The organism is Xanthomonas sp. D-99 (genome assembly GCF_017746145.1).
GTDB lineage: Bacteria > Pseudomonadota > Gammaproteobacteria > Xanthomonadales > Xanthomonadaceae > Xanthomonas > Xanthomonas cissicola.
On sequence record NZ_JAGHWU010000011.1, the window covers coordinates 194,658 to 219,149 of the forward strand.

10 protein-coding genes are annotated in these 24,492 nt (G+C 65.5%); 4 read left to right on the forward strand and 6 right to left on the reverse strand.

Translation table 11 applies throughout. From position 1 onward, the window contains the following. The first annotated feature begins 2 nt into the window (after window positions 1-2). Window positions 3-10,196 (forward strand): autotransporter-associated beta strand repeat-containing protein, encoded by a 10,194-nt coding sequence (locus tag J7360_RS05815; RefSeq protein WP_209033431.1) that lies wholly within the window; start codon window positions 3-5, stop codon window positions 10,194-10,196. Between the two features lie 297 nt (window positions 10,197-10,493). On the opposite strand, the gene J7360_RS05820 is transcribed toward J7360_RS05815, so the two are convergent. From J7360_RS05820 to J7360_RS05845, 6 genes are all read right to left on the reverse strand, one after another. Continuing rightward, complete coding sequence (locus J7360_RS05820; protein ID WP_007970314.1) at window positions 10,494-11,105, reverse strand: response regulator; 612 nt, start codon at window positions 11,103-11,105, stop codon at window positions 10,494-10,496. Next, complete coding sequence (locus tag J7360_RS05825) at window positions 11,102-12,124, reverse strand: HAMP domain-containing sensor histidine kinase (protein ID WP_050780423.1); 1,023 nt, start codon at window positions 12,122-12,124, stop codon at window positions 11,102-11,104. Before J7360_RS05825 ends, J7360_RS05820 begins: the two co-directional genes overlap by 4 nt. Window positions 12,125-12,242: 118 nt before the next feature. Then, window positions 12,243-13,727, reverse strand: a complete 1,485-nt coding sequence (locus tag J7360_RS05830; RefSeq protein ID WP_057661292.1) for an efflux transporter outer membrane subunit — start codon at window positions 13,725-13,727, stop codon at window positions 12,243-12,245. After that, window positions 13,724-16,816 (reverse strand): CusA/CzcA family heavy metal efflux RND transporter, encoded by a 3,093-nt coding sequence (locus J7360_RS05835; protein ID WP_057661290.1) that lies wholly within the window; start codon window positions 16,814-16,816, stop codon window positions 13,724-13,726. Before J7360_RS05835 ends, J7360_RS05830 begins: the two co-directional genes overlap by 4 nt. Continuing rightward, a complete protein-coding gene (locus J7360_RS05840; RefSeq protein WP_057661288.1) occupies window positions 16,809-17,924 on the reverse strand; it encodes an efflux RND transporter periplasmic adaptor subunit in 1,116 nt (371 codons plus the stop codon). The genes J7360_RS05835 and J7360_RS05840 overlap by 8 nt, the downstream gene beginning before the upstream one ends. Before the next feature lie 497 nt (window positions 17,925-18,421). Beyond that, on the reverse strand, window positions 18,422-21,166 hold the full coding sequence (locus tag J7360_RS05845; protein WP_209033433.1) for a S8 family serine peptidase: 2,745 nt from the start codon (window positions 21,164-21,166) through the stop codon (window positions 18,422-18,424). A gap of 1,081 nt (window positions 21,167-22,247) precedes the next feature. Here J7360_RS05845 and J7360_RS05850 point away from each other — a divergent pair. The 3 genes from J7360_RS05850 to J7360_RS05860 all read left to right on the forward strand — a co-directional run bounded on the left by J7360_RS05850 (window position 22,248) and on the right by J7360_RS05860 (window position 24,462). Continuing rightward, a complete protein-coding gene (locus J7360_RS05850) occupies window positions 22,248-22,523 on the forward strand; it encodes a hypothetical protein (RefSeq protein WP_039731535.1) in 276 nt (91 codons plus the stop codon). 215 nt (window positions 22,524-22,738) lie between these two features. Further along, complete coding sequence (locus J7360_RS05855; RefSeq protein ID WP_209033435.1) at window positions 22,739-23,761, forward strand: histidine kinase; 1,023 nt, start codon at window positions 22,739-22,741, stop codon at window positions 23,759-23,761. Next, window positions 23,740-24,462, forward strand: a complete 723-nt coding sequence (locus J7360_RS05860; RefSeq protein ID WP_022559223.1) for a LytTR family DNA-binding domain-containing protein — start codon at window positions 23,740-23,742, stop codon at window positions 24,460-24,462. Before J7360_RS05855 ends, J7360_RS05860 begins: the two co-directional genes overlap by 22 nt. Window positions 24,463-24,492 lie beyond the last annotated feature (30 nt).

Genomic DNA, 24,492 nt, shown 5'->3' on the forward strand with positions numbered 1-24,492 from the left:
AAATGAATCGTGCATTTGCGCTGGTCTGGAACGCAGCCATTGGTAATTGGGTGGTGACGCATGAGTTGGTGCGTCGGCGTCGCAAGCCTGGCTCTACCCGTCGTCATTTGCCGGCCCTGGTGGTCCTTGCGTTGGGGGCCGCCGCACCAATGCTGGCCTGGGGCGCATGCACGCCGGCCATCCCCGCGGCGGGCGCTACAGTCACCTGCTCGGGTACGCTGGTCACCAGTAACAGCTTTTCCAGTAGCGCCAATAACCTGACCGTGAATGTCGCCTCCGGCAGCCAGATGACCGCAGGCTTGTTGGGCGGCACCGCCATCGCTCTGAGCGGTACCAATTCCACACTCAACAACGCCGGCACCATCGACCCTTCCGTGCTTGGGCTGCTCTCGGTACTGAGCAGCGGCATGACCATGGGCAATGCCAGCTCCACTGCAGTCACCGTCAACAACTTTGCCAGCGGCACGCTCTACGGCACTGGCGGCCTGCTCGGCGCCAATCTGCTCAATCTCGACGGCATGGCGCTGGGGCTGACGTCGGCCAGCAACGGGACGGTGCAGATCAACAACGCCGGCGTGATCGATAGTCGCCCGTTGCTAGGGCTGTCGATTTTGGGGCCTGACACGCCGGTGATCGCAGTGACCGGTGGAGGCACCGTCAACGCGGTCAATACCGGCACCATCAACGGACGGGCGGGCTTTCAAAGTTCGGCCACCGGCAATACGTTCGTCAACTCGGGCACCATCAACGGCAGTGTTTCGATGGGGGCGGGCAGCACCAACAGCTTCACTGCAGTCACCGGTGGCAGCGTCAACAGCGGCGGGGGGCTTGCACTGGAATTGCTTGGCCCCGGCGGTCTGCTGAGTTTCGCACAAACCGGTGTGGTGGATGGAGGCCTGGGCGGAAACAACACGCTGATCCTGCAAAATTCTGCAGTCGGAACCGGCAGCGGTAGCGCCGGCACCGGGACGTTGAGCACTGCGCAATACATCAATTTCGGCAATTTGCGCGTCAATAGCGGCACCTGGTCGGTGGGCGGCGCGAGCAACTTCGCCAACAGCGCGCTCAATGGCGGCGTGCTGCAGTTCGCCAATGCTGCGCAGTTGGGCAGCACCATCACCGCCAACGGCGGCACGCTCGAAGCCACGGCTGCAGGCCTGACCCTTGCACCGACCAATGGCATTGCGCTTGGCGCGGGCGGCCTGACCGTACAGGGCACCAATAACCTGACCGTCGGCAGCCCAATCACCGGCACCGGCGCATTGACCAAGACCGGCACCGGCGGACTGGCGCTGACCGGTACCAGCACGTTCAGCGGTGGCGTCAACCTCGTCAATGGCGCGTTGACGGTGGGTGCCAACAGCGCCTTGGGCACCGGCACGGTCACCGCATCCGGCGGCAGCGTATTGGCAGGTGCCGCGGTGAACCTGGCCAATGCGTTTTCGCTGAGCAACACGGTTGGTATTGGAGGCGCAAACGCGCTGCGACTCGGAGGGGCGGTCAGTGGCACCGGGACGCTCAACAAGGTTGGCGCCGGCACGCTGACCTTGGGTGGCAGCAATACATACAGCGGTGGCACCACCTTGGGTGCCGGCAGCGTGCTGCTGGAGACATCCGGTGCGCTCGGCACTGGCACGGTCACGGCGGCAGGCGGTTTGCTGGATAACACTGCGCCGCTGACCCTGACCAACAACGTTGCGCTCACCAATACGCTGGGCCTGGGTGCCAGCGGCAACGCATTGACCTTGAGCGGCACGCTGGCCGGCGTTGGCGGTGTCAATAAAATCGGCACCGGGACGCTTTCGCTCAGCGGCACCAATACCTACAGCGGCGGCACCACGCTCGCAGCGGGCACGCTGCAGCTGGGTACCGCGTCCGCGCTCGGCACGGGCGCATTGAATGTCACCGGCGCATCCAGCCTGAGTACCACTGCGCCATTGACCGTGACCAATGGCATCAGCCTCGCTGCGCCGTTGAACTGGACCGGCACACAAGCGCTGACGCTCAGCGGTGCCATCAACGGTGCAGGCAGTTTGATCAAGAGCGGCACCGGCGATCTCACGCTGACCAACGCCAACACCTACACCGGCGGCACCACGCTCAGCACCGGGCGGCTGGTGGTCGGTTCGAATGCGGCCCTGGGCACGGGCACGCTCGTCGCCAGCGGTGGTGAGCTCGATGCCACGGCCGCGTCCACGCTGGGCAACGCGATTGCGCTGACTGGAACCTTGGGCGTCGGCAGTAGCGGCAACGGGTTGAGTCTCACCGGCACCATCAGTGGCGCCGGCGCATTGGACAAACTTGGCGGCGGGACGCTGACGCTGGCTGGCCTGAATACCTACACCGGCGGCACCAGCCTCAACGCGGGCACCTTGCAGGTGACCAGCGGCACCGCACTGGGCACCGGTGCGTTGAATGTCACAGGTTCTGCGACCTTGCAAAACACCGCCGCTGCCGCGCTGAGCAACGCAGTGACGCTGGGCACCGGTGCGCTGACCGTCAATGGTGCGCAAGCGTTGACCTTGGGCGGCGCCATCAGCGGTGCCGGTAGCCTGGTCAAGGCCGGCGGCGATCTCACGCTTAGCGGCAACAACACGTATACCGGTGGCACCGCGCTCAACACCGGCAAGCTCACGGTGGGCAGCAATACCGCGCTGGGTAGCGGGACCCTGACCGCAGCGGCTGGCACGACATTGGACAGCGCGGCAGTGAGCACGCTTGCCAATGCAATTGCACTGGCAGGGCAGCTCACTGTGGGTGGCAGCAACGCGCTCACGCTGACCGGAGGCATCAGTGGCGCCGGCAGCCTGGACAAACTCGGCCCTGCCAGCCTGACCCTCAGCGGCAACAACACCTATCTCGGCGGCACTCGTCTGACGGCAGGCAGCCTGATTCTGGGCAGCGATGGCGCACTCGGGGCGGGCGGCCTGAACGTGAGTGGCGGCCTGCTCGATAGCACCACTGCACGGGTGGTGGCCAACAACGTGGTGCTGGATGCGGATCTGCAACTGGGCGGCAGCCAGGACCTGACCCTCACCGGTGGCATCAGCGGCATCGGTGGCCTGATCAAAGACGGCGCTGCAGCGCTGACGCTGACCGGCGCGAACACCTTCGCTGGCGGCGTGGATCTCAACGCGGGTCGCTTGTCGATCGGCAGCGGCGCGGTACTGGGCAGCGGTGTGTTGACCGCGGCCGGCGGCACGCAACTGCAGGCCACCGCGGCAACCACGCTTGGCAACGACGTGGTGCTGAATGGTGCGTTGTCGTTGACCGGCAACAACACCCTGGGCTTGACCGGCACCGTGAGCGGCACCGGCAGCCTGGTCAAGCAAGGCACCGGAGCGCTCACGCTCAACGGAAACAACAGTTACGCCGGCGGCACCGTGTTGAACGACGGCGCCCTGGCCGTGGGCAGCAATACCGCGCTCGGTAGCGGGGCACTCACTGCCGCCAACGGCACGGCGCTCACCGCAGCGGCTGCGGTGACCTTGCAGAACGCGCTCACCACCAACGGTGCGCTGACGATCGATGGACAAAACCTCACGCTCGACGGCGCGATCGATGGCGCCGGCAGCGTGATCAAGTCAGGCGCGCAAACGCTGACCCTCAACGGCAACAACACCTGGAGCGGTGGGCTGCAATTGCAGAGCGGGTCGTTACTGGTTGGCAGCAATACGGCGTTGGGCGCGGGCACCTTGACCGCCGCAGGCGGTACCACACTGGAGGCAAGCACCGCCGTGGCGCTGGGCAATGCAGTCGCCTTGAATGGCACGTTGACCCTGCCTGGCACGCAGGATATTGCGCTCAACGGCGTGCTCAGTGGCATCGGTGGTATCGATAAGCAGGGCAACGCCACCTTGACGTTGAGCAACGCCAATACCTTCACCGGCGGCGTTGCGCTGGACGCAGGCAGGCTGGTGCTTGGGAACAATGCGGCGCTTGGCGCGGGTGACGTGCTGGTCAACGGCCCTGCCGAACTGGATGCCGTTGCCGCGTTGACGGTAGGCAACAACGTCGTGTTGAACGATCAACTGACGCTGGTCGGCAGCAACGATCTGGCCTTGAACGGCAGCCTCAGCGGCACCGGCAGCCTGATCAAGAACGGCGCCACCACACTGTCGCTCACTGCCAACAACAGCTACAGCGGCGGCACCAGCCTGACCGCAGGCACCATCGCGGTGGGAGCCGACAATGCGCTCGGTAGCGGCGGCCTGTCGGTGCTCGGCAATTCGGTATTGCGCAATGCCGTCGCCGTGGCGCTGGGCAACGACATCGCGCTGGGCGCCGCGCTCACCGTGGATAACGCCGCAGACATGCTGGCCAGCGGTGCCATCAGCGGAAGCGGAAGCCTGATCAAGACCGGCCTCGGCACGCTGACCTTGAGCGGCAACAACGGCTACACCGGCCCGTTGGCGATCCAGGCGGGTACCGTGGTGGCCAGCACTGCGGCTGCATTGGGCAACGCCAGCACTGTCGATGTCGCGGCAGGCGCGCTGTTGAATCTGGCCAACGGCGGCCTGATCAACGCGCTCAGCGGTGCGGGCGGTGTCGATACCGATGCCGGCGCCACGCTCCAGCTGGGTGGCGGCGATTTCGCCGGCAGCCTGGGCGGTGGCGGCAACCTGGACAAGGCGGGGACCGGCACCGTGCGTTTGCTCGGTACCAGTGCGATCGGTGGCAGCACGCAGGTCAGTGCGGGCACGCTCGATGTGGTCGGCAGTCTCGGCACCAGCGCATTGAACGTCGCATCGGGCGGCACGCTGACCGGCACCGGCGCCGCCGGTAATGTGGGTGCGGCCGTGACCATCAGCGATGGTGGCAGGCTTGCATTGACCAGCGGCTCGTCGTTGAGTGTGGGCGCGTTGACGCTGGCACCCGGCGCGTTTGTCGACGTGGCATTGGCCGCGCCGAGCGCAACCCGCTTGCTGGCCGTCAATGGCGATCTCACCCTGGACGGTACGCTCAACATCACCGATCTCGGCGGCTTCGGCACCGGCGTGTATCGCTTGATCGACTACACCGGTGCGCTCACCAACAACGGCATGCTGATCGGCCTGTTTCCGGGCAGCGTGGACATCAGCCAGCTCGCCCTGCAGACCGCCATCGGTCAGCAACTCAATCTTGTGGTGACCGCGCCGGGTAGCATCGTGCAGTTCTGGGATGGTGTGCAGACCACGGCCAATGGCACTGTCGATGGCGGCGCCGGCACATGGGGTGCGGCCACCAACTGGACCGGCCAGGACGGTAGCGCCAACAGCGCGTGGCAAGGCGACTTCGCAGTGTTTTCCGGTACGGCGGGCACGGTGGGCGTGCAGGGCACGCAGAACATCGGCGGCTTGCAGTTCGTGACCGATGGATATCAGCTGACCGATGCCGGCGCGGGTGCACTGGCGGTGACCGACCCGTTGACCGCCATCCGCGTCGACCCGGGTGCCACGGCGAGCATCGATGTGGCCATCACCGGCACCGGCGGCGTGCAGAAGCTCGACACCGGCACGCTGGTGCTGAGTGGTCCCAACACCTACACCGGTGGCACCGCGCTCGGCGGTGGCAACCTGGTGTTGGGCAATGCACAAGCGCTGGGCACCGGCACGCTGACCGCCGCAGCGGGTACCACGCTCGATACCAACCAAGCGTTGGCGATCGGCAACGCGGTGGTGCTCGATGGTGCATTGACCGTGCCCGGCAGCAACAACCTGGCACTGACCGGCGCCATCAGCGGTGCCGGCAGTTTGATCAAGAACGGCACCTCCACGCTCACGCTGGGTGGCAGCAACAGCTATCTCGGCGGCAGCGTGTTGAATGCCGGCACGCTGGCGGTGGGCAGCAACGCCGCGCTCGGCACCGGCAGCCTGTCGGTGCTGGGCGATGCGACGTTGAGCAATGCCATCGCCCTGGCCCTGGGCAACAACGTCAACCTGGGCGCCAACCTGACCATCGCCAGTGCGGATGATCTGGCGTTGACCGGCGTGCTCAGTGGCGCGGGCGCGCTAACCAAGACAGGTCTGGGTACCTTGACCTTGTCTGGCAGCAACCTGTTCAGTGGCCCGGTGTCGGTACAGGGCGGCGTGCTTGCCACCACCGCCACCGGCACGTTGGGGACGACCGCCAGCGTGGATGTTGCGGCCGGGGCAGGGCTCTCGCTCGGCAGCAATACCGCGTTGAGCAGCGTGACCGGCCTGGGCAATGTCGCGATCCAGGGTGGCAGCACCTTGCAACTGGGCGTTGGCAATGTCAGCAGCACCTTGGCAGGTGGGCTGAACGATGCCGGCAATCTTGAAAAAATCGGCACCGGCACCGTGCAACTCACCGGCAGCAGCGCGATCGGCGGCACCACGCAGGTCACGGCGGGCACGCTGGATGTGGATGGCACGCTGGGCAGTGCCGGTGGCGTCACCGTGGGCACCGGCGGCACGTTGAGCGGCAGCGGCGTGGTCAACGCCGCGGTCACGGTGAATGACGGTGGCCGCCTGGTGGTGACCAGCGGTGCGCTGCTGACCACCGGCAGCCTGAGCATCGCGTCCAATGCCACGCTGGATGCGTTCCTGGGAATTCCCAGCCAGACCGGGGTACTTGCGGTCAACGGCGACCTCACGCTGGATGGCACGCTCAACATCACCGACATCGGCGGCTTCGGCACCGGCGTGTATCGCCTGATCGATTACACTGGCACCTTGACCAACAATGGCATGGGTTTCGGCACACTGCCGGGCACGGTCGACCCCACCCAGCTCACGCTGCAGACCTCGCTGGCGCAGCAGGTCAATGTGGTGTTGTCGGCTTCTGGCAGCAACGTGCAGTTCTGGGATGGCGCGCAGACCGTCGCCAACGGCAGTGCCGATGGCGGCACCGGCGTGTGGACCGCCGGCGCCACCAATTGGACGTCGGTCGATGGGCTGACCAACAGCGATTGGCAGAACAGCTTTGCGGTCTTCGCAGGCGCCGCGGGCAACGTGGGCGTGCAGGGCACCCAGGGCATCACCGGCATGCAATTCATCACCGATGGCTATGTGCTGAGCGATGCAGGCGGTGGCGCATTGAGCGCCAATGCAGCGACCACCATCATCCGTGTCGACCCCGGCGTGACCGGCACCATCGATGTCGCGATCGGCGGCACCGGCACCCTGCAGAAGCTCGACACCGGCACGCTGGTCCTGTCTGGTGCCAACACCTACACCGGCGGCACCGCGCTCGGCGGCGGCAGCCTGGTGTTGGGCAATGCGCAAGCGCTGGGCGCCGGCACGCTGACTGCCGCAGCGGGCACCACGCTCGATACCAACCAAGCATTGGCGCTCGGCAACGCGGTGGTGCTCGATGGCGCGCTAACACTGCCGGGCAGCAACGATCTGGCATTGACCGGTGCGATCAGCGGTGCAGGCAGCTTGATCAAGAACGGCACGTCCACGCTCACGCTCAGCGGCAACAACAGCTATGCCGGCGGCACGGTGCTCAGCGATGGCAGCCTGGCGGTGGCCAGCAACAGCGCCCTGGGGAGCGGCATCTTGTCGGTCACCGGCGATTCGGTGCTGGGCAACGCGGTTGCCGCGGCATTGGGCAACGCGGTCACGCTGGGCGCGGCGCTTACCGTCGACAACCCGGCCGACCTCACGCTTGCCGGCAACATCAGCGGTAGCGGGACCCTGATCAAGACCAACACCGGCGTGCTGACGCTCGACGGCAGCAATACTTACAGTGGTGGCACCACGATCGCTGCCGGCACGCTGGTGGGAGATAGCGCAAGCCTGCAAGGCGCCATCGTCGATAACGCAACCTTGGCGTTCAACCAGGTGGCCGATGGCGTGTTTACCGGTTCGATCACCGGCACTGGCACTATGATCAAGCAGGGTGCCGGCGCACTGCTGCTCAACGGCGCCAATGGCTACACCGGTGGCACCACCATTGCGGCCGGCACCCTGGTTGGCGACACCGCCAGCTTGCAGGGCGATATCACCAACAATGCAGCGTTGGTGTTCAACCAGGCCGCCGGCGGCGTGTATGCCGGCGCGGTCAGCGGTAGTGGCTCGCTGGAAAAGACCGGCAGCGGCGTGCTGCAATTGCTTGGCGCCAATACGTATACCGGCGGCACCGTCATCAGCGCCGGCAGCCTGGTCGGCAACACCACTAGCTTGCAGGGCGATGTGGTCGACAACGCGACGTTGATTTTCGATCAGGCCAGCGACGGCGCGTTCGCCGGCGTGGTCAGCGGTACCGGTAGCGTGATCAAGCAAGGTGCCGGCGCGTTGACCTTGGTGGCGCCCAACACCTATAGCGGCGGCACCACCATCGCCAGTGGCAGCCTGATCGGCACGACCGACAGCCTGCAGGGCAACATTGTCGACAACGCAGTGCTGGTGTTCGACCAGGCAACCGATGGGACCTACGCCGGCAACGTCACTGGCAGCGGCGTGCTGGTCAAGAACGGAACCGGTGCGCTCACCCTGGATGGCGTCAACGGTTACCTGGGCGGTACGACCGTCAACGCGGGCACATTGATCGGCGATACCAGCAGCCTGCAAGGCAATATCGCCAACAACAGCGCATTGGTGTTCCAACAGGCGGGCAATGGCACCTATGCGGGAACGCTGTCTGGCGCGGGCAGCTTGCTCAAGGACGGCGCGGGCACGCTGCTGATCACCGCAAACAGCGGTGGTTTTACTGGTCCGACCACCATCGCGGCAGGCACCTTGAGCGTAGGCAACCCCGCCAACCCGGGCGCCGCGCTGGGTGGGCCGGTCACGGTGGGCCCGGGCGGCACGCTCACCGGCAGCGGCAGTGTCGGTAGCCTGGTGTCGTCGGGCACGGTCGCCATCGGTGGTGCCGGTGGCACCATCAGCGTCGGTGGCAACGCCACGTTTGCACCAGGCTCCACGTTGCAGGTGACCCCCGGCGACGGCGGTGTGGTGACGCCGGTGACGGTCGGTGGCGCAGCCACCGTGGCCACCGGCACCACCCTGGCGTTGGTGCGTGCGACCGACCTGCCGCTGTTTACGGAGATTCCGGTGATCAGCGCCAGCGGCGGTCTTACCGGGCAGTTCACCAACGTCGTCTCCGACTACGCGTTTATCGATCCGAATGTGAGCACCACCGCCACGGCGCTGTCGGTGACGTTCGGGCGCAATACGGTGGGCATGGTGGACGCGGTCACCACGCCGAACCAACAGTCCGCTGCGGCGGCTGTGGACGGCTTGCCGAACACCAGCCCGATCTATCAGGCCGTCGTGCGTTTGCCCGACGACCCGGAAGCGGTGCGCACTGCGTTTGCCTCGCTATCGGGCGAAAGCCATGCCAGCACCGCAACCGCGTTGCTGGACAGCCGCTTCCTCAACAGCGGCATCGGTAACCATCTGCGTGGCGACAGCCAGGACACGCTGGTCGGCGACACCACGGTGTGGATCACCGGGCGCAGCCTGCCCAACCGCGTCGATGGCGATGCCAATGCGGTGTCGGTACGCCGCGAGGACAACGGCGTGATGGCCGGTGCGGAACGTCGCTTCGGCGAACGCAGCGTGGTGGGCATTGCGGTCGGCAACCAGGATATCGAGAGCTGGTCGCGCGAATGGGGCGACCGTGCCGATGTGGATGGCACGCATGCCGGCGTGTATGGCCGGGCCGACTGGTCTGCGTTCTCGCTGCAAGGTGCGGTGGATTACGCCAGCTATAGCGTCGACAGCACGCGCCGGGTGATGTTGCCCGGCGTGCTCCAAGAGCGCCTGGATGGCAGCTACGACGCCACCGCGGTGACGGTGTCGGTGGAAGCGGCCTGGAATCTGCGTACCGAGGGCGCGGTGTACAGCCCGTTCATCGCGGCCGATTACACCCGCCTGAAGACCGATGGTTTCACCGAGCGCGGCGGCATCTCCGCCCTGTCGGTGGACAGCGCCAGCGACACCTTCAGTACCGCCACGCTGGGTATGCGTGGTCATTGGGACCTCGGCCAGAAAGCGGCGTTGTATGCGTCGGCAGGTTGGCGGCATGCCTTCGGCGACCGTTCCGTGCAGCGCTCGGCCGGCTTCGTCGGCACCGGGTCGGAGTTCTCGGTGCAAAGCGTCACCCTGGCCAAGAACGCGGCCATCGGCGAGCTGGGCGTGAGCCTGATCACCTCGCCACGCAGCCGGCTGGCACTGTCGCTGCAAGGACTCAACGGCGACGGGCAGACGGCGTACGGTGGTCAGGTGACCTGGGGAGTAAGCTTCTGAGCCTTGTCTTGCGGCGTGCTTGACACTGGAATGAGAAAAACGCCCCGGATACCGGGGCGTTTTTTTTGCCTACATTCCTGTGCCTGTTGCGCGCATCGCAAGATGCGCACCTGAGCATTCGTATGCGTGCGGCGATCAGGTTTAATGCATGACATCGAGAGTGGAAAAAGCGCTGCATAGGTGCCGCTTCAGGCGCATCCGGGAGCACGCATACCGTCGCAACGGCAGCATGCCAGCCGATGGCACGTGCATGGGCATGCACCACAGCACGCTCGCGCACCGGTCACATCGCGCGCATCACAGCCCGATGCGTTCGGCCAGGCGCACCAGTTCGGCCAACGAGCCAGCCTGCATCTTGCGCATGGCTTGGCCACGCCGCACCTTCACGGTGATCTCGCTCAGATGCAGGCGCGCGGCAATCTGCTTGTTCAACAGACCTTGCACCACCAATCGCGTGACATCCTGCTCGCCGCCACTCAGCGACTCCCAACGTGCACGCAACTGCGCGGCGACCGCCTCGCTCTGGCGGCGCGCACGGTCGCGGCGGATGCCGTCCTGAATCGCATCCAGCAGGGCCTGATCGCGGAACGGTTTGGTCAGGAATTCGATTGCGCCGTTCTTCATCGCCTCCACGCTCATCGCGATATCGCCATGGCCGGTAATGAAGATGGTGGGCAGGGCAAAGCCGGAGTCGACCATGCGCCGATGGAACTCCATCCCGCTCTGGCCCGGCATACGGATGTCGAGCACCAGGCAGGCGGGTGCCTCGTGCAACCGATGCGCGAGGAATTGATCGGTGGTGCCGAACGCGTAAACCTGCAGGCCGACCGAGGCGAACAGATCCTCCAGTGCGGCGCGCATCGAGGCATCGTCGTCGATGAGATACACCACCGGAGCCAGCTCGCTCATTGCCTGCGCTCCGTCGCGACCAGGGGCAGACGCAAGCCGAAGCGCGCGCCGCGTACACCGGCCGGCTCGGCCCAGATCTGCCCGCCGTTGGCTTCCATGATGGTGCGGCTGATGCTCAAGCCAATGCCCATGCCATCGTCCTTGGTGCTCCAGAATGCCTCGAACACATGCGCCAGTGCGTCGTCGGACAACCCCGGGCCGGTATCGTCGATGCACAGGCATGCCCATGCACCATCGATGTGCGAGCGTACGTGGATGCTGCGCGCCTCGTCCGGCCAGGTGGCCAGTGCCTCCACTGCGTTGAGCAACAGATTGCCGATGACCTGCTGGATCTGTACGCCATCGGCCAGCACCGCGGGCAGGGCAGGGTCCAGCTCCAGCGACAGCGCGATGCCATGACGTTCGGTTTCGCCGCGGGTGAGGGCAATCATGTCGAGCACGGTGCGGTTCAGATCCAGCGGCTGGCGTTGGCTCGCTTCGCCACGCGCCAGCGCACGCATGCGCGCGATGATGGCGCTGGCGCGGCCGGCGTCGGCGAGCATGCGCTCCAGTGCGGCATCGGCCTTGGCCAGGTTGGGTGGTTGCTGCGCCAACCAGCGCTGGCAGGCATTGCCACTGGTCACGATGGCGGCCAGCGGTTGATTGACTTCGTGCGCGATCGACGCGGCCAGCCCGCTCATGCTGCCGCTGCGGGTGAGCCGCAACAGCCGGGCCTGTGCGGCATGTGCGCTGGCCTTGGCCGCTTCCATCTGCACCGCCAGATACGTGGTGACCGCCACCACCACCGCGCTGATGCAGGAGTTGATCACGCCCACGCGGTAGCTGCCGGCCGGGGTGAGATGGAAGCTGAGCACGATCAGCGCCAGGCAGATGGCCGCCAACAGCACCACACCCGTGCGCGTCAGCAGGCGCACCGACAGCAGCACCACCAGCGTATAGAACAAGGCTGCCGCCACCGCGTAGTCGGTGAAGGTATCGGCCACAAAAATCGCTGCCATGCCCGCCACCAGCCCGACCATGCCAAGCAGGTCGGTACGCGTGGGTGGCGAGCGGAATAGAGAAGTCATGCGCATGGCGGCGATTGTCTCAGCTGTCGGCGCCGCCGTTACATAACCGGCGCTGGATGCAGCGCGTGATTCATGGAACCGCGGGCTTTTGCGTCTGGGCCGCTGGCGACCACCACGGCCCGCCACCGAGGGCCTGATACAGCGCCACGGTGTCGGTGTAACGCGCGGCTTGTGCCTGGACCGTGGCGGCCTGCGTGCCTTGGTAGGCCTGCTGCGCCTGCAGCAGATCTGCCATGCCCACCGCACCGACCGCCTGTTGACGTTGCACCAGCGCCAGCGTGCGCTCCGCCAGCGCCTGCGCATCGGCACAGGCGCGCAGGTTCTGCGCGTCGCTCTGCAGCGCGGTGAGCGCATTGGAAACCTCGCCAAATGCGTTCAATACCACGCTGCGGTACTGCGCCATGGCCTGCGCGTAGCCAGCTTCGGCCGCCCGTTGCTGATGCGCAAGCGCGCCGCCATGGAACAGCGGTTGCAGCAGGCTGCCGGCCACCGACCATTGCGTATTGCCGGCCGCGAACATGCGTCCGACACTGGATGCAGAGCCGCCGCCGGCCGCACTTAAGGTAATCGATGGCAAGCGCGCAGCCGCCGCCACGCCGATCAATGCGCTGGCAGCATGCGCCTGCGCTTCGGCGGCGCGGATGTCCGGGCGGCGATCGACCAGCCGCGAGGGCAGCGATAACGGCAATTGCGCCGGTAGCTGCAGCGTGTCCAGCGTAAATGCCGCACCCGCAGCGTCGCCAGGCAATTGCCCGCCCAGAATCGCGAGCAGGGTCCGTTGTTGTTCCAGTTGCTTTTCCAGCGCCGGCACCGCGGCCTGCGCCTGTGCCAGCGCAGTGCGTTGGGCCAGCACCTGCGCTGTAACGAGCGCGCCAAGCGCCTGCTGGCGTTCGGTGAGCGTGCAGAGCTGCTCGGCGATGGCGACCTGCGCGCGCGCAGCAGCCAGTTGCGCGCGCACGGCCGCCTCGCCAATGGCCGCATTCACCACGTTGGCGGTGAGGCTCAGGTACGCCGCATCGCGCTGATCGCGCTGCGCCTGTGCCTGCGCACCGGCCGCTTCCACTTGCCGCCGCGTGCCGCCAAACAGGTCCAGCGTATAGCTGACGCTGAGTTGGGCGGTGCGTAGCGCATACGGTGTGTCGATGCCGGCATCCGGCGCCGGCACCACCGAGTCGCGTTGCCGGCTGGCATCCACATGCAGATCCGCTTGCGGTAGCCAGACACCGCGTTGTGCGGCCAGCGTCTGTTGTGCCTGGCGGAGCGCCGCGTCGGCGGCCTGCAGATCCGGATTGGCACGCAATGCACGCTCCACCACAGCATTCAGTTGCGGCGATCCGAATGCGCGCCACCAGGCGGCCGGCGGTTCCTGCCCGGGCTCGAACTCTTGCGCACCACCATGTGCCACGTCGGCGGCTGCGGTCGTTGCCGGTAACGCGTTGGCGGTGTAGCGATCGGCAGCAGGCGCAGCGGGGCGCTGAAAGTCCGGTCCCACTGCGCAGGCGGCGAGCGATACCGCCACGGCACCGGCGAGCAATGCGTTGCGAACGTCTGTCATGGTGTCGTCTCCTGGCGGCCCTGGCGCGTTGCGACGAAGGCTTCCATCAGGTAGTACAGCGATGGCAACAACACCAGGGTGAGTATCGTGGCGGTGACCAAGCCGCCAACCACCACCGTGGCCAAGGGGCGCTGCACATCGCTGCCCAGGCCAGTGGCGAGCATCGCCGGTGCCAGGCCGAGCGCTGCCACCGTCGCGGTCATCAGGACTGGACGCATGCGGCTCAGCGCGCCGGCCACCACCGCCTCGCGCAAGGACATGCCCACGTCTTGGCGCAGCCGGTTGATCTGCGCGAGCATCAGCACCGCGTTCAGGACCGCGACCCCGAACAGGGCGATGAAACCTACCGCGCTGGAGACATTGAGCGTCATCCCGCGCAGGTGCAGTGCAGCCAATCCGCCGATCATGGCCAGCGGCACGGCGGCAAGCACCAATGTCGGCTGGCGCAGGTTGCCGAACGCGCCGAACAGCAACACGAACATGATGCACAAGGTGGTCGGCAGCACCACCAGCAAGCGCGCCTGGGCGCGTTGCAGGTTCTCGAACTGGCCGCCCCACACCAGTTGCATGTGCTGCGGGTCCAGGTGCACGTGCCGCGCGAGCGTGGCCTGCGCATCGCTCAGGAAACTGGACAGATCGCGGCCGCGCACGTTGAGCCGCACGATGATGTTGCGCCGGCCCATCTCGCGCACGATCACGCTCTGGCCGCTGGTGGTCGTGATGCTGGCCACCGCCGAGAGCGGTATCTCGGCACCGGCGGCGGTACGCAAACGCAACGCACCAATGGCCTGCGGATCGTTGCGATACCGTTGCGGAAAGCGCACGGTAAGGTCGTAACTCTTCTCGCCGATATACATCTGCCCGATCGGGCTGCCGCCGATGCCGGTGGAAATCAGATCCGACACATCGGCCGCATTGATGCCATAGCGCGCTGCCGCCTCGCGGTCGAAACGCACCTGCAGGTTGGGCAGGGGCGGTTCGACATCCACGGCGATGTCCGCAGCTCCGGGCACCTTGTGCAAGGCTGAGGCCACCTGATCGGCAACGCCGCGAACCTGCTGCAGATCGTCGCCGAACACCTTCACGGTCAGATCGCTGTGCGCGCCGGAGAGCTTGTCCTGCACGCCGTCGATCATCGGTTGCATCATGCTCACCGTGTAACCGGGCATCCGTGCATAACGTGCGCCGAGCGCAGCGATCAATGCCTGCTTGTCCATGCCGGCCGGCCATTCCCTGTAGGGACACAGGCCCACGCTCGCTTCGATATGCGAAGGCGTCCAGTAGTCGGTGCCGTCGTCGTTGCGCCCGGTCTGGGTGACCACGTAAGACACCTCGGGAAATTCCAGCGTGGCCTTGCGCAGGGCATTGGCCATGGTGGCGGCCTTGTCCAGGGTGATGCCCGGCGGCATCTGCACCTGCAGCCACAGCGATCCTTCATCGATGTAGGGCAAGAAGTCGCGGCCGATGCTGCCCCCCAACACCGCCAGCACGCACAGCGCCAGCGCAGCGCAAGCCAGCAGCCAACCGCGTCGGCCCACGCTGCGTTCCAGCACTGCGCGATAGCGCTGCCCCAGTGTTGCCAGTACGCGGTTGTGCAGCATCTTGCGCGGCGTGCGGAACGCCAGCCACGCCAGGCCAGGAATCAGTGTCAGCGCCACCAGCAGCGCACCGATCAAGGCCACGCCCACCGCGTAGGCCATTGGCGAAAACAGCTTGTATTCGATGCGCTCGAATGCCAGCAGCGGCAGGTACGCACACCCGATCACTGCCATGCCGAAGAAGATCGGCCGCGCCACCTGCAGGGTGGCGTCGATGGCATCGCGTGCCGTCAATGCACGCTGGCTGTTTTCTTCGCGCAGGCGCAAGACGTTTTCCACCAGCACCACCGCGCCATCGACCAGGATGCCGAAGTCGATCGCGCCCAACGACAGCAGATTGGCGGGAATCTTGAGGTGGTGCATGAAGATGAAGGCGATCAACAACGACAGCGGGATGGTCAACGACACGATCGCCGCCGCGCGCGGGCTACCCAGGAAGATCAACAGCACCACGCACACCAGCAACATGCCTTCGGTCAGCGTGGCGCTCACCGTGTGCAGCGTGGCGTCGATCAACGCGGTGCGATCCAGATACGGCACCACCTTGACGTCCTTGGGCAACGCGCTGCTGTTGAGCTCCTCCACGGCGCTGTGGATGCCTTGCAAGGCCACCGAGGGGTTACTGTCCTTGAGCAGCAACGCGATGCCTTCGATCGTGTCCGGGTTGCTGTCCTTGCCCAGGATGCCGCGTCGCTCGACATTGTCGTAGCGCACCTCGCCCAGGTCCTTGACCAGGACCGGCACGCCATTGCTGCTGCTCACCACCACGTTGCCGATGTCCTGCAACGAATGCAGCAGGCCGATGCCGCGGATCACGTAGCTTTGTTCGCCACGGTCCATCACGCTGCCGCCGCCATCGGCGTTGTTGCTGGTGATGGCGCTCTTGACCTGCTGCAGCGACACCCCGTACCGGGTCAAGCGGTCCGGCTCCAGCGCCAGCGAAAACTGCGTGGTGAGGCCGCCGAAGTTGGTCACATCGGCCACGCCTGGCACCTTCTGCAGGCGCGGAATCACCGTCCAGAATTGCAGGTCGGACAGCTCGCGCAGGCTGCGTGTTTTCGATTCCAGCGTGTAGCGATAAATCTCGCCGGTGGGTGAGGTATACGGGTCGAGCCCGGGAATCGCGCCATAGGGCAGGGTGACCGCCTGTATGCGTTCCAGCACGCGCTGCCGCGCGAAGTAACCTTCGGTCCCATCGTCGAAGACCAGCGTGATCAACGAAAGAGCGAACAGGCTGCGCGAGCGCAACACATGCAGGCCGGGCGTGCCCATCAACGCACGTTCCAGCGGCACGGTGATCTGCTGTTCCACTTCTTCCGCGCCCAGGCCCGGGACCTGCGTGACCACCTGCGAGGTGACATCGGCGATGTCCGGGTAAGCCTCCACCGGCAGCTGCGTCCAGCTCCATGTGCCGTATAACGCAATGAGTACGAAGACCAGCCAGACGATGCCGCGACGCTGGAAGCAGGTGGTGATGATCGACTCAATCATTGAGCAAGGCTCCGTCCTTGATCACCACACGCTCGCCGGCCTTCAAGCCGGACAGAATCTCGGTATACCCATCCATTGCGCGGCCGGTGGCCACGATGCGCGAGCGATAAACGAACGGCGCGGTTTCGATGAACACCCGCGTGTACAGTCCCATCTGCAAGAGCGCGCTGTCGGGCACCAGCAGGGCCTGTTGGGGACGCGATTGGAACTGGGCGCGCGCAAACATGCCCGGCTTGAGCAGGCCATCGCGGTTCTCTAAGGCCACCCTGACTTTCAATGTGCGGGTGGCGGGGTCGAGCAAATCATCCAGGTGTTGCACGTGGCCGGCGAAGCGTTGGCCTGGATAGGCATCCAGGCTGGCAGTCACCGGCTGCCCCTCGAAGACCTGGCCAATCTCGCGTTCCGGCACGCTGGCGGTGAGCCACACCTGCGAGAGATCGGCCACCGTCATCAGTGACGCTGCTGTGTCGTTCCAGAAGCCGCCCAGCGCAGCGCTCAGGTCCACCACGCGGCCGGCAATGGGCGCACGCACGACATAGCGCCGATGCGACCTGGCCTGCGCAGCCACGCCCAGCTGGGCCAGGCGATCGCTGGCGGCCCGTGCATCGTTCTGCGCGCTGTCGAAGGCCTGCTGCGCGGCCTGCAGATCGCGTGCAGCGGAAATGCTATCCGCTGCCAGCGCCTTCTGTCGGGCAAGTTCCAGACGTGCCTGTTCCAGCGTGGCACGCGCCTTGCCGGCATCGCTGTAGGCACTGGCAAGTTCGGCAGAATCCAGCACGCACAGCACATCGCCAACACGCACGGTGTCGCCCAGAGTCTTGGGCAGTGCGACCACGCGCCCGGCCAACGGTGGCACGACCCGCACCAGCCGCTCGGGCAAGACCTCGATCACGGCCGGCATCTGCAGCAGCGGGGCGAGGGGTCGGCTGCGCACCGCCTGCACGCGCAGGCTGGCACGCAAGGGCGAGTGCGCCGGCACCATCACCTGCATGTTGGTGTGGATCAGCAGCGGCGAGGGAGCAGCCGGCGGCGGTGTGGCTCCGCAGCCAGCGAGCAAGCTGCACACACAGGCAGCTGCCAGCGTAGAACGCAGGAAGGGGGACGGCATGCGATGACTCGAACGGGGAGGGGGAAGGCGTTGCACCCGCGGTCGGCGATGCGCGAACGCAGGCCGCGGTTGCATCGGCGAGGGATCTACGCTCGCTGCCGGCAGCGGCGTCCATCGGCATCGCCTGGCACCCATGGCGAATCGCCACAGGTGTGAGGTTGCGCGCCAGCCATCGGGGCTGACGCAGTTGCAACGCGTGCTGCAGCCGCGTCGATGGCGTGCATGGTGCCAGCCGTTCGTGCGCGAAACCAGGGGTTTTCGCGTGTTTTCGCCAGTCCATGGACATCGCATCGATATACCTTCGTATCGTCTGCGCGTGGTCGGCACGCAGCACGCCGTGTCAGCCAAGCGCTTGGCAGTCCGGCGTTCGCATGCGGCCGTCAACGAAAAGGCCCCGGACATGCCGGGGCCTTTCTTTTATCTGTCACCCAGCCGTGTGCGTGACATCGTCACTTGCGTCACTTGCGTCACCTGCAGCACCGCCGCATCGGCTGCGCTCAGAACTGCCAGCGCAGACCGACGTTGGCATTGATGCTCTTGGTGTCCGAACGACCGCGCTCGGCACCGACGTTGCCGTAGATGGAGAACGCATCGTTGAGCTGGTAACGCAGGCCGGCCGAGGCGCGCAGCGACTGCTTGGACACCGGCTCGCCAGCGACATTGAAACGCGCTTCCGGCAAGCCGGTGAACCACGCCGAGAAGCCGGAATTCGGGTTGCCCAGCAGCGAGCGATACGCCACCAGACCATCGAAGCCCCATTTGCCGCGTGCCAGATGGCCACGCACACCCACCTCGCCATAGCCTGCGCGCAGGGTGTCGCTGTTCGCGCTCAGGCCCAGACCCGTGACCGAGGCTTCGCTGAAGGCATCCTGGGTCTGGTTCACCACACCGGCGGCCACGAACGGCGACAACCCGGCCTGCGGCATCAGGCCGATTTCCGCGCGTGCCGACCAGTTGGTGTCGTGGCGACGGTCCTGCAAGCGCTCGCCGATGCTGCCGGCCTGCACGTTGCGCTCGGTTTCGACGTTGCTCATGCCGTACGAACCGGTCGCCGACAGATACGCCCGGCCGATCGGCTGATACAGGTAGGCGGTCATCGCATACCGGTCCGAGCGCAGTCGGCTCGAAGACGCCGCGATGTGCGCACGGTCCTGACCGGAGGTCACGGCCGCACCGACGACGGTGCCGGCGTTGCCCATCGGCAGATCCACGCCGAAGGTGGTGGCCTGCTGGGTGTAATCGGCCGAATCGAAACCGCTACGGCCCAGATCGCCGTCCAGGTAGCTGCCCTGCATCCAGGTGGTCAGCGTGGTGGTATCGGCCAGGTAGGGCAGACGGTCGGCAGCCACACGTGCGTCGTTGAGCGCGGACTGGAAGCCCAGCGTACGCTCGATGCCGTGCACCTGGCCGGTCAGGGTCGGCAGCGATGCGGCAACCTGCGCATCGGATGCTGCAATCAGCGAACCGGTGGCGCTGATCAGGCCGCCCAGGTTGTCGGTGTCGCCCGAGGCGACCCGCGTATCCAGCACCTTGACCAGCGCGTCGGCCTGGTTCGCACCATTGACCACCGACTGCGGCGCACCGGCCGCCTGTGCGCTGGCCGCGGAGGCATTGCGGGTCAGGGTCGCGGTGACGGTGGTCGGGTCGTAAGACAGTGCCGCGGTCCAGAAGAAATTGTTGGCGTACTGCACGCGATCGAACGTGCCTTGCAGGACGCCCGCCTTGACGATCTTTTCGGTGCTGCCGACGGTGTAGCCGGCCGCCTCCGGCAGCAACAGCAGATTGCCCTTCAAGCTGGCCTGGCCGGTGACGGCGAGGCCCTTGCCCAGTTCGATGGCCGTGGTGCCGGTCGAGTTGACCAGGCTGTAGTTGCCGTTGATGACACCGCCGCGCGATTCGAAGGTGGCCGAGTTGAGCACTGTCACGTCCGAACGCAGGCTGCCCGACAGTGCCAGCACACCATCGCTGACGCTGGTGCCGCCGGTATAGGTGTTGGTGCCGCTCAGGGCGAGCCTGCCGGCGCCGTTCTTGGTCAGGCCGCCCGCGCCGGAGATGTCGTTGCTGAAGGTGCTGTCGTAACCGGAGGTCACGTTGGCCGCCCAGTTGCTTGCGAACTGGCCCGGGCCCTTGATCGCCTTGGCCGCATTGACCAGCCCCCAGCCGTACAGCGCGTCCACGCCCGGGTCGCCCAGGTCGGTGGCGGTGGTCAGCAGGGTTTGCTGCAGGTTGGAGGCGCTCATCCACGGATACACGCTCAGCACCTGCGCGGCGACGCCGCTGACTGCGGCGGTGGAGAACGAGGTGCCGGCAATCTGGCCCTGCAGTTCGGTGCCGGCCAGGGCCGGGGCGGTGTAGCTGCCCGGTGCGACCAGGCACCACTGCGCAGCGGCGCCGCAATGATTGGAGTAGCTGGTCAGGCCGGCGGCATTGCCGGCGCTATCGATATTGATCGCACCCACGGCCAGCCAGTTGTTGCGCACGCTGGCTTCCTGCACCGGCGTTGCGGCCGGGTAGGAGGCTTCTGTCGCCCCTTCGTTGCCAGTGGAGGCTACGATCAGCGCATCGGCCTGCACCAACGGGGTCAGTGCGTACTTCCAGGCCAGCGCAGCGTTGGCACTGGCGGCGGCATCGGGGTAGGAGGCACCAATGGACAGGTTGGCGATCCGCACGCCGGCCGCGGCCAGGTCCACCGCCGCGCGACGGGTCTGCTGGGTGCCGCAGGAATTTTCGGCGCAGATGCGCGCGTAGAACAGGTCCGCATCCGGCGCGACGCCACCGGCAAAGCCGTCCTGCGCGGAGCCCAGCACGAGCGCAGACACCACCGTGCCATGACCACGCAGGGCATTGGCCGACGATTCGGGCGTGCCCGGGCTGGCGGTGTAATCGTTGAAGCTGTCGACCTTGCCGCTGATCGGCGCGTAGCTCGGCACCAGGTTGTCGTCCAGCACCGCCAGCTTCACGCCCTGGCCCCGCGCACCGGCCTGCTGCGCCAGATCCGCATTGGTCGGCACCAGCAGATTGCTGCCCACGCCCTGATAGCGGGGCGGGGCCGGCGTCGGGGCGGGCGCGGTCTTGGGCAGCGGATCCGCTGCCGGCGGCGGTGTCGTCGGTGTCGTCGGTGTCGGTGCGATCACGGTGGTCTGCGGCGCGTCGCTACGGACGTTGCCGCCACCGCCGCCGCCGCCGCAGGCGGTCAGGACGAGGCAGGAGGCGATGGTGGTTGCAAGTAGCGAGCGATTCATTAGGTTGTCGATTCCAGTTATTGAGTGCGCCGCTACTGCTGGTGATTCAAATTTGGCGCAGAAGGTCCCCGCGCCGGCGATCGCCAGCGAAGGCATTAATTTCACGCGTTATTCATTTCTCGACCGCCGCGCCTTTCGTTCGTACGGAATGCGCTCGCGGAGCATCGGATAGTGCGTTCGGCATAACCGAGTGCTTGCGATTTGTTTAACGGCGCTGTCCACGTTCTCTGAAATGTGAATGGACAGTTGCTATTCAGAGAAAATCCGCACAAATAGGCTTTACTGATTTAATCCATAGCCCAAACGAATTAGGAGCGCATTATCAGGTCAGGTCGCAAATTGTTGTAGGAGCGTACTCAACAATAAAGCATCACAAATCTCGGAGGGCGGCTATCCTAAATGCGACTGCGGTCTTCGTGAATCAGGGAATGGCATTGGGGTTGTCAGTGAAATCACTATACGGATAGCGAATTCAAGCGCAAGTTAGCGGATCTAACGGGCTCTAGCGCTGCGCCTTCGTGACAGGGTTGCCGGTCGCAGAATTATACTAATTTGCTCATTTCCTCTTTTCGTTTCATTGAATATATTTCCGGAAATATACCAAGCGAGGTCTGGTGCAAACGCCCATTGTGCGTAATCCGGCACGTCAGGCGGGTCAAATTAACCAGTTCGCCATTTGCTTAAAGATCGGGCAGGAATTTGAAATAAACCGAGCAGCTTCAGGTCGTTGATCCTTCAACCGGAGATGCAGCTGAATGGCACGTGTTTTTTTCCTGCGTGGTGGATTTAAATTCCGACACGCGCAGGTCCATTCCCCGACCGCAGACTGGATCAAACACCCGCGATGACGCTTACCGTCATGGGCTGGGAGCGCATCGCCTGCCGCTGCGCGGCTGCGTCCGGCGCGTCCGAGTGTTGCCGCGCCCCATCGCGGTTCTACATCACGCAAGGCCGATCGCCGCTGCGCTACCTGTGCCGGCGCCAGGTTTGGCGACGCTCGCTGCAGCGTGGGTTGCGATCGTGTAAACGGTTCAAAGTGTGCTGCTGCCACCCGGGCCGATCGTCGTTATGCTCGATGCGGATGAGCACCACATCGCCCGAGGATCTGCTGACGATGGAAGGCACGCTGCATGGCATTGCCTATGCCGTAGTGGCCCGTCAGCTCGAGCACCAGCGCGTGGTCCTGGACACCTTGGAGGTAGGCGGGCAGTCGGTGCCGTTGACGGGATCTCCCACCTTCGGTTCGCTGCAGGCCGCCGTGGACATCGGCAGCAAACTGGCCGAGCAATACATCGGCCAATTGCTGAAGAAGCAAACGCGCCCGCGCTCGACCCCGCCCGGCAACGCACAGGGTTAGCGCGCAGACGCCAGCAGACGGCGACTGCGTTGGCGACCGGTTCGACCAGCGCTGCGGTGAGAAACGCATCGGCGGTCATCCACCTCGTGCAATCGCCTTCACCCGGCCCTATTCTCGGCCTCGGCATCAGTGGCAACGCGTCGCTGGCATGCCGGACGGAGATGAGGCGGCGTGACAGAGACAAGCAAAGACCCGGCATGCGCGGAGTAGGGCGCATGTTCTGGCTGATGCAGACGTTGGGCTGGTCGCTGTTCCTGGCGATTGCCTACGTGGCTCGGCCCAGCGAGGAAGCGGTGCCCGATGGGCTGCAGTTGGCCGCAGTGGCTGGCTTTAGCGTGGGCGGGTTGTTGGGCAGCCTGCTGCTGCGCCGGCTCTATCGAACGCTGCAAGCCGATGGCTATGGCGAAGTGCGTTGGCTGGGCCTGTTGCTGGTTGCCAGCCTGATGGCGGCGCTGGGCGTGGATGTGGCGGTCCACAGCGTGCTGCTGGGCTTGCGCGGACTCTCGCCGGGGTTGATGGCGCTGTCCGAGGCGCAGCCGATGATCTCGGGCACGGCCCTGCTATGGCCGGCCTACATCGCCTGGAGCCTGCTGTACCTGTCGATCAGCAGACAGACGCGGCTAGCCGAAGCGACTCGCCACCAGAACGATCTGCGGCTGGCGCTCAAGGAGGCGCAGTTGCAACGTCTGCTCGGCCATATCAGCCCGCATTTCACCTTCAACACGCTCAACAATATTCGAGCGCTCATCCTCATCGATCCAGAGCTGGCACGCGAACAGATCACCCGCTTTGCCGCCACGCTACGCTACCAGTTCACCGGCGGCGAAGAAGCCCTGGTGAGCGTGGAGGAAGAAATGGCGGTCGTGCGCGACTATCTGGGCTTGGTCGGCATGCAACTCGGCAAGCGCCTGCGCTATGCCGAGCAAGTGGATGCAGCCACATTGCTGCGACGGGTACCACGATTCTGCGTGCAGCTGCTGGTGGAAAACGCGATCAAGCACGGTCTGGGGCTCAGCAGCAGCGTTGGCGATCTGCAGGTAGGCATTGCCGTGCAAGATGATGCGCTGCATCTCCATGTGCGTAACAGCGGGCGATTGCAAACCGGCGGCAGCGGCGGCACGGGCCTGGCGAATCTGCGCCAACGCCTGCAGCTCTCGTTCGGATCACGCGCCGGTCTGGAATTAACTGAAGAAGGCGCGTGGGTGGTGGCGCATGTATGGATTGGAGAAGGCGCGTGATCGAAGCGGTGATCGTGGAAGATTCGGAGCTGGCCCGCTTCGAACTGGAGCACCAGCTCAAGGGTTACCCGCAGCTGCGTGTGCTGGGCCATGCCGATGACGTGGACAGTGCGGTGCAGTTGATCGAATCGGCTACGCCGGACGTGGTCTTTCTGGATATCGACCTTCCCGGCGGCAACGCGTTCGATGTGCTGGAGCGCCTGAGCCGGGTACCGCGCATCATCTTCACCACCGCCTTCGATGCGCATGCGCTCAAGGCGTTCGGTTACAACACGGTGGACTACCTGCTCAAGCCAATCGAACCGCAGCGGCTTGCCCAGGCGATCGAGAAACTAGGCGACGCGGTTGCCGTCCCGCCGGTGCGGCGTGCGATGGACAGCGCCATCTTCATCAAGGACGGCGAGCACTGCTTCCTGGTCAAGCCACGCGATGTGCGGTTGATCGAAGCGGTCGGAAACTACAGCAGGGTGTACTTCCAGAACCATGCCCCATTGCTGTACCGGCCGCTCGGCGCGATTGAAACGCAACTGGCGCCGGACAAATTCTTCCGCGCCAGCCGCAAGTACATCGTCAATCTCGACTTCGTGGAGCAGGTCGCACCGTGGAGCAACGGCGGCCTGATGCTGACCCTGCGCGGTGGGCTGGAGGTGGACGTGTCCCGCCGCCAGAGCGCGCGCTTCAGAGAGCTGCTCAGCCTTTAGCTTTCGGCGGTTTATGAGCAGCTGCAAACG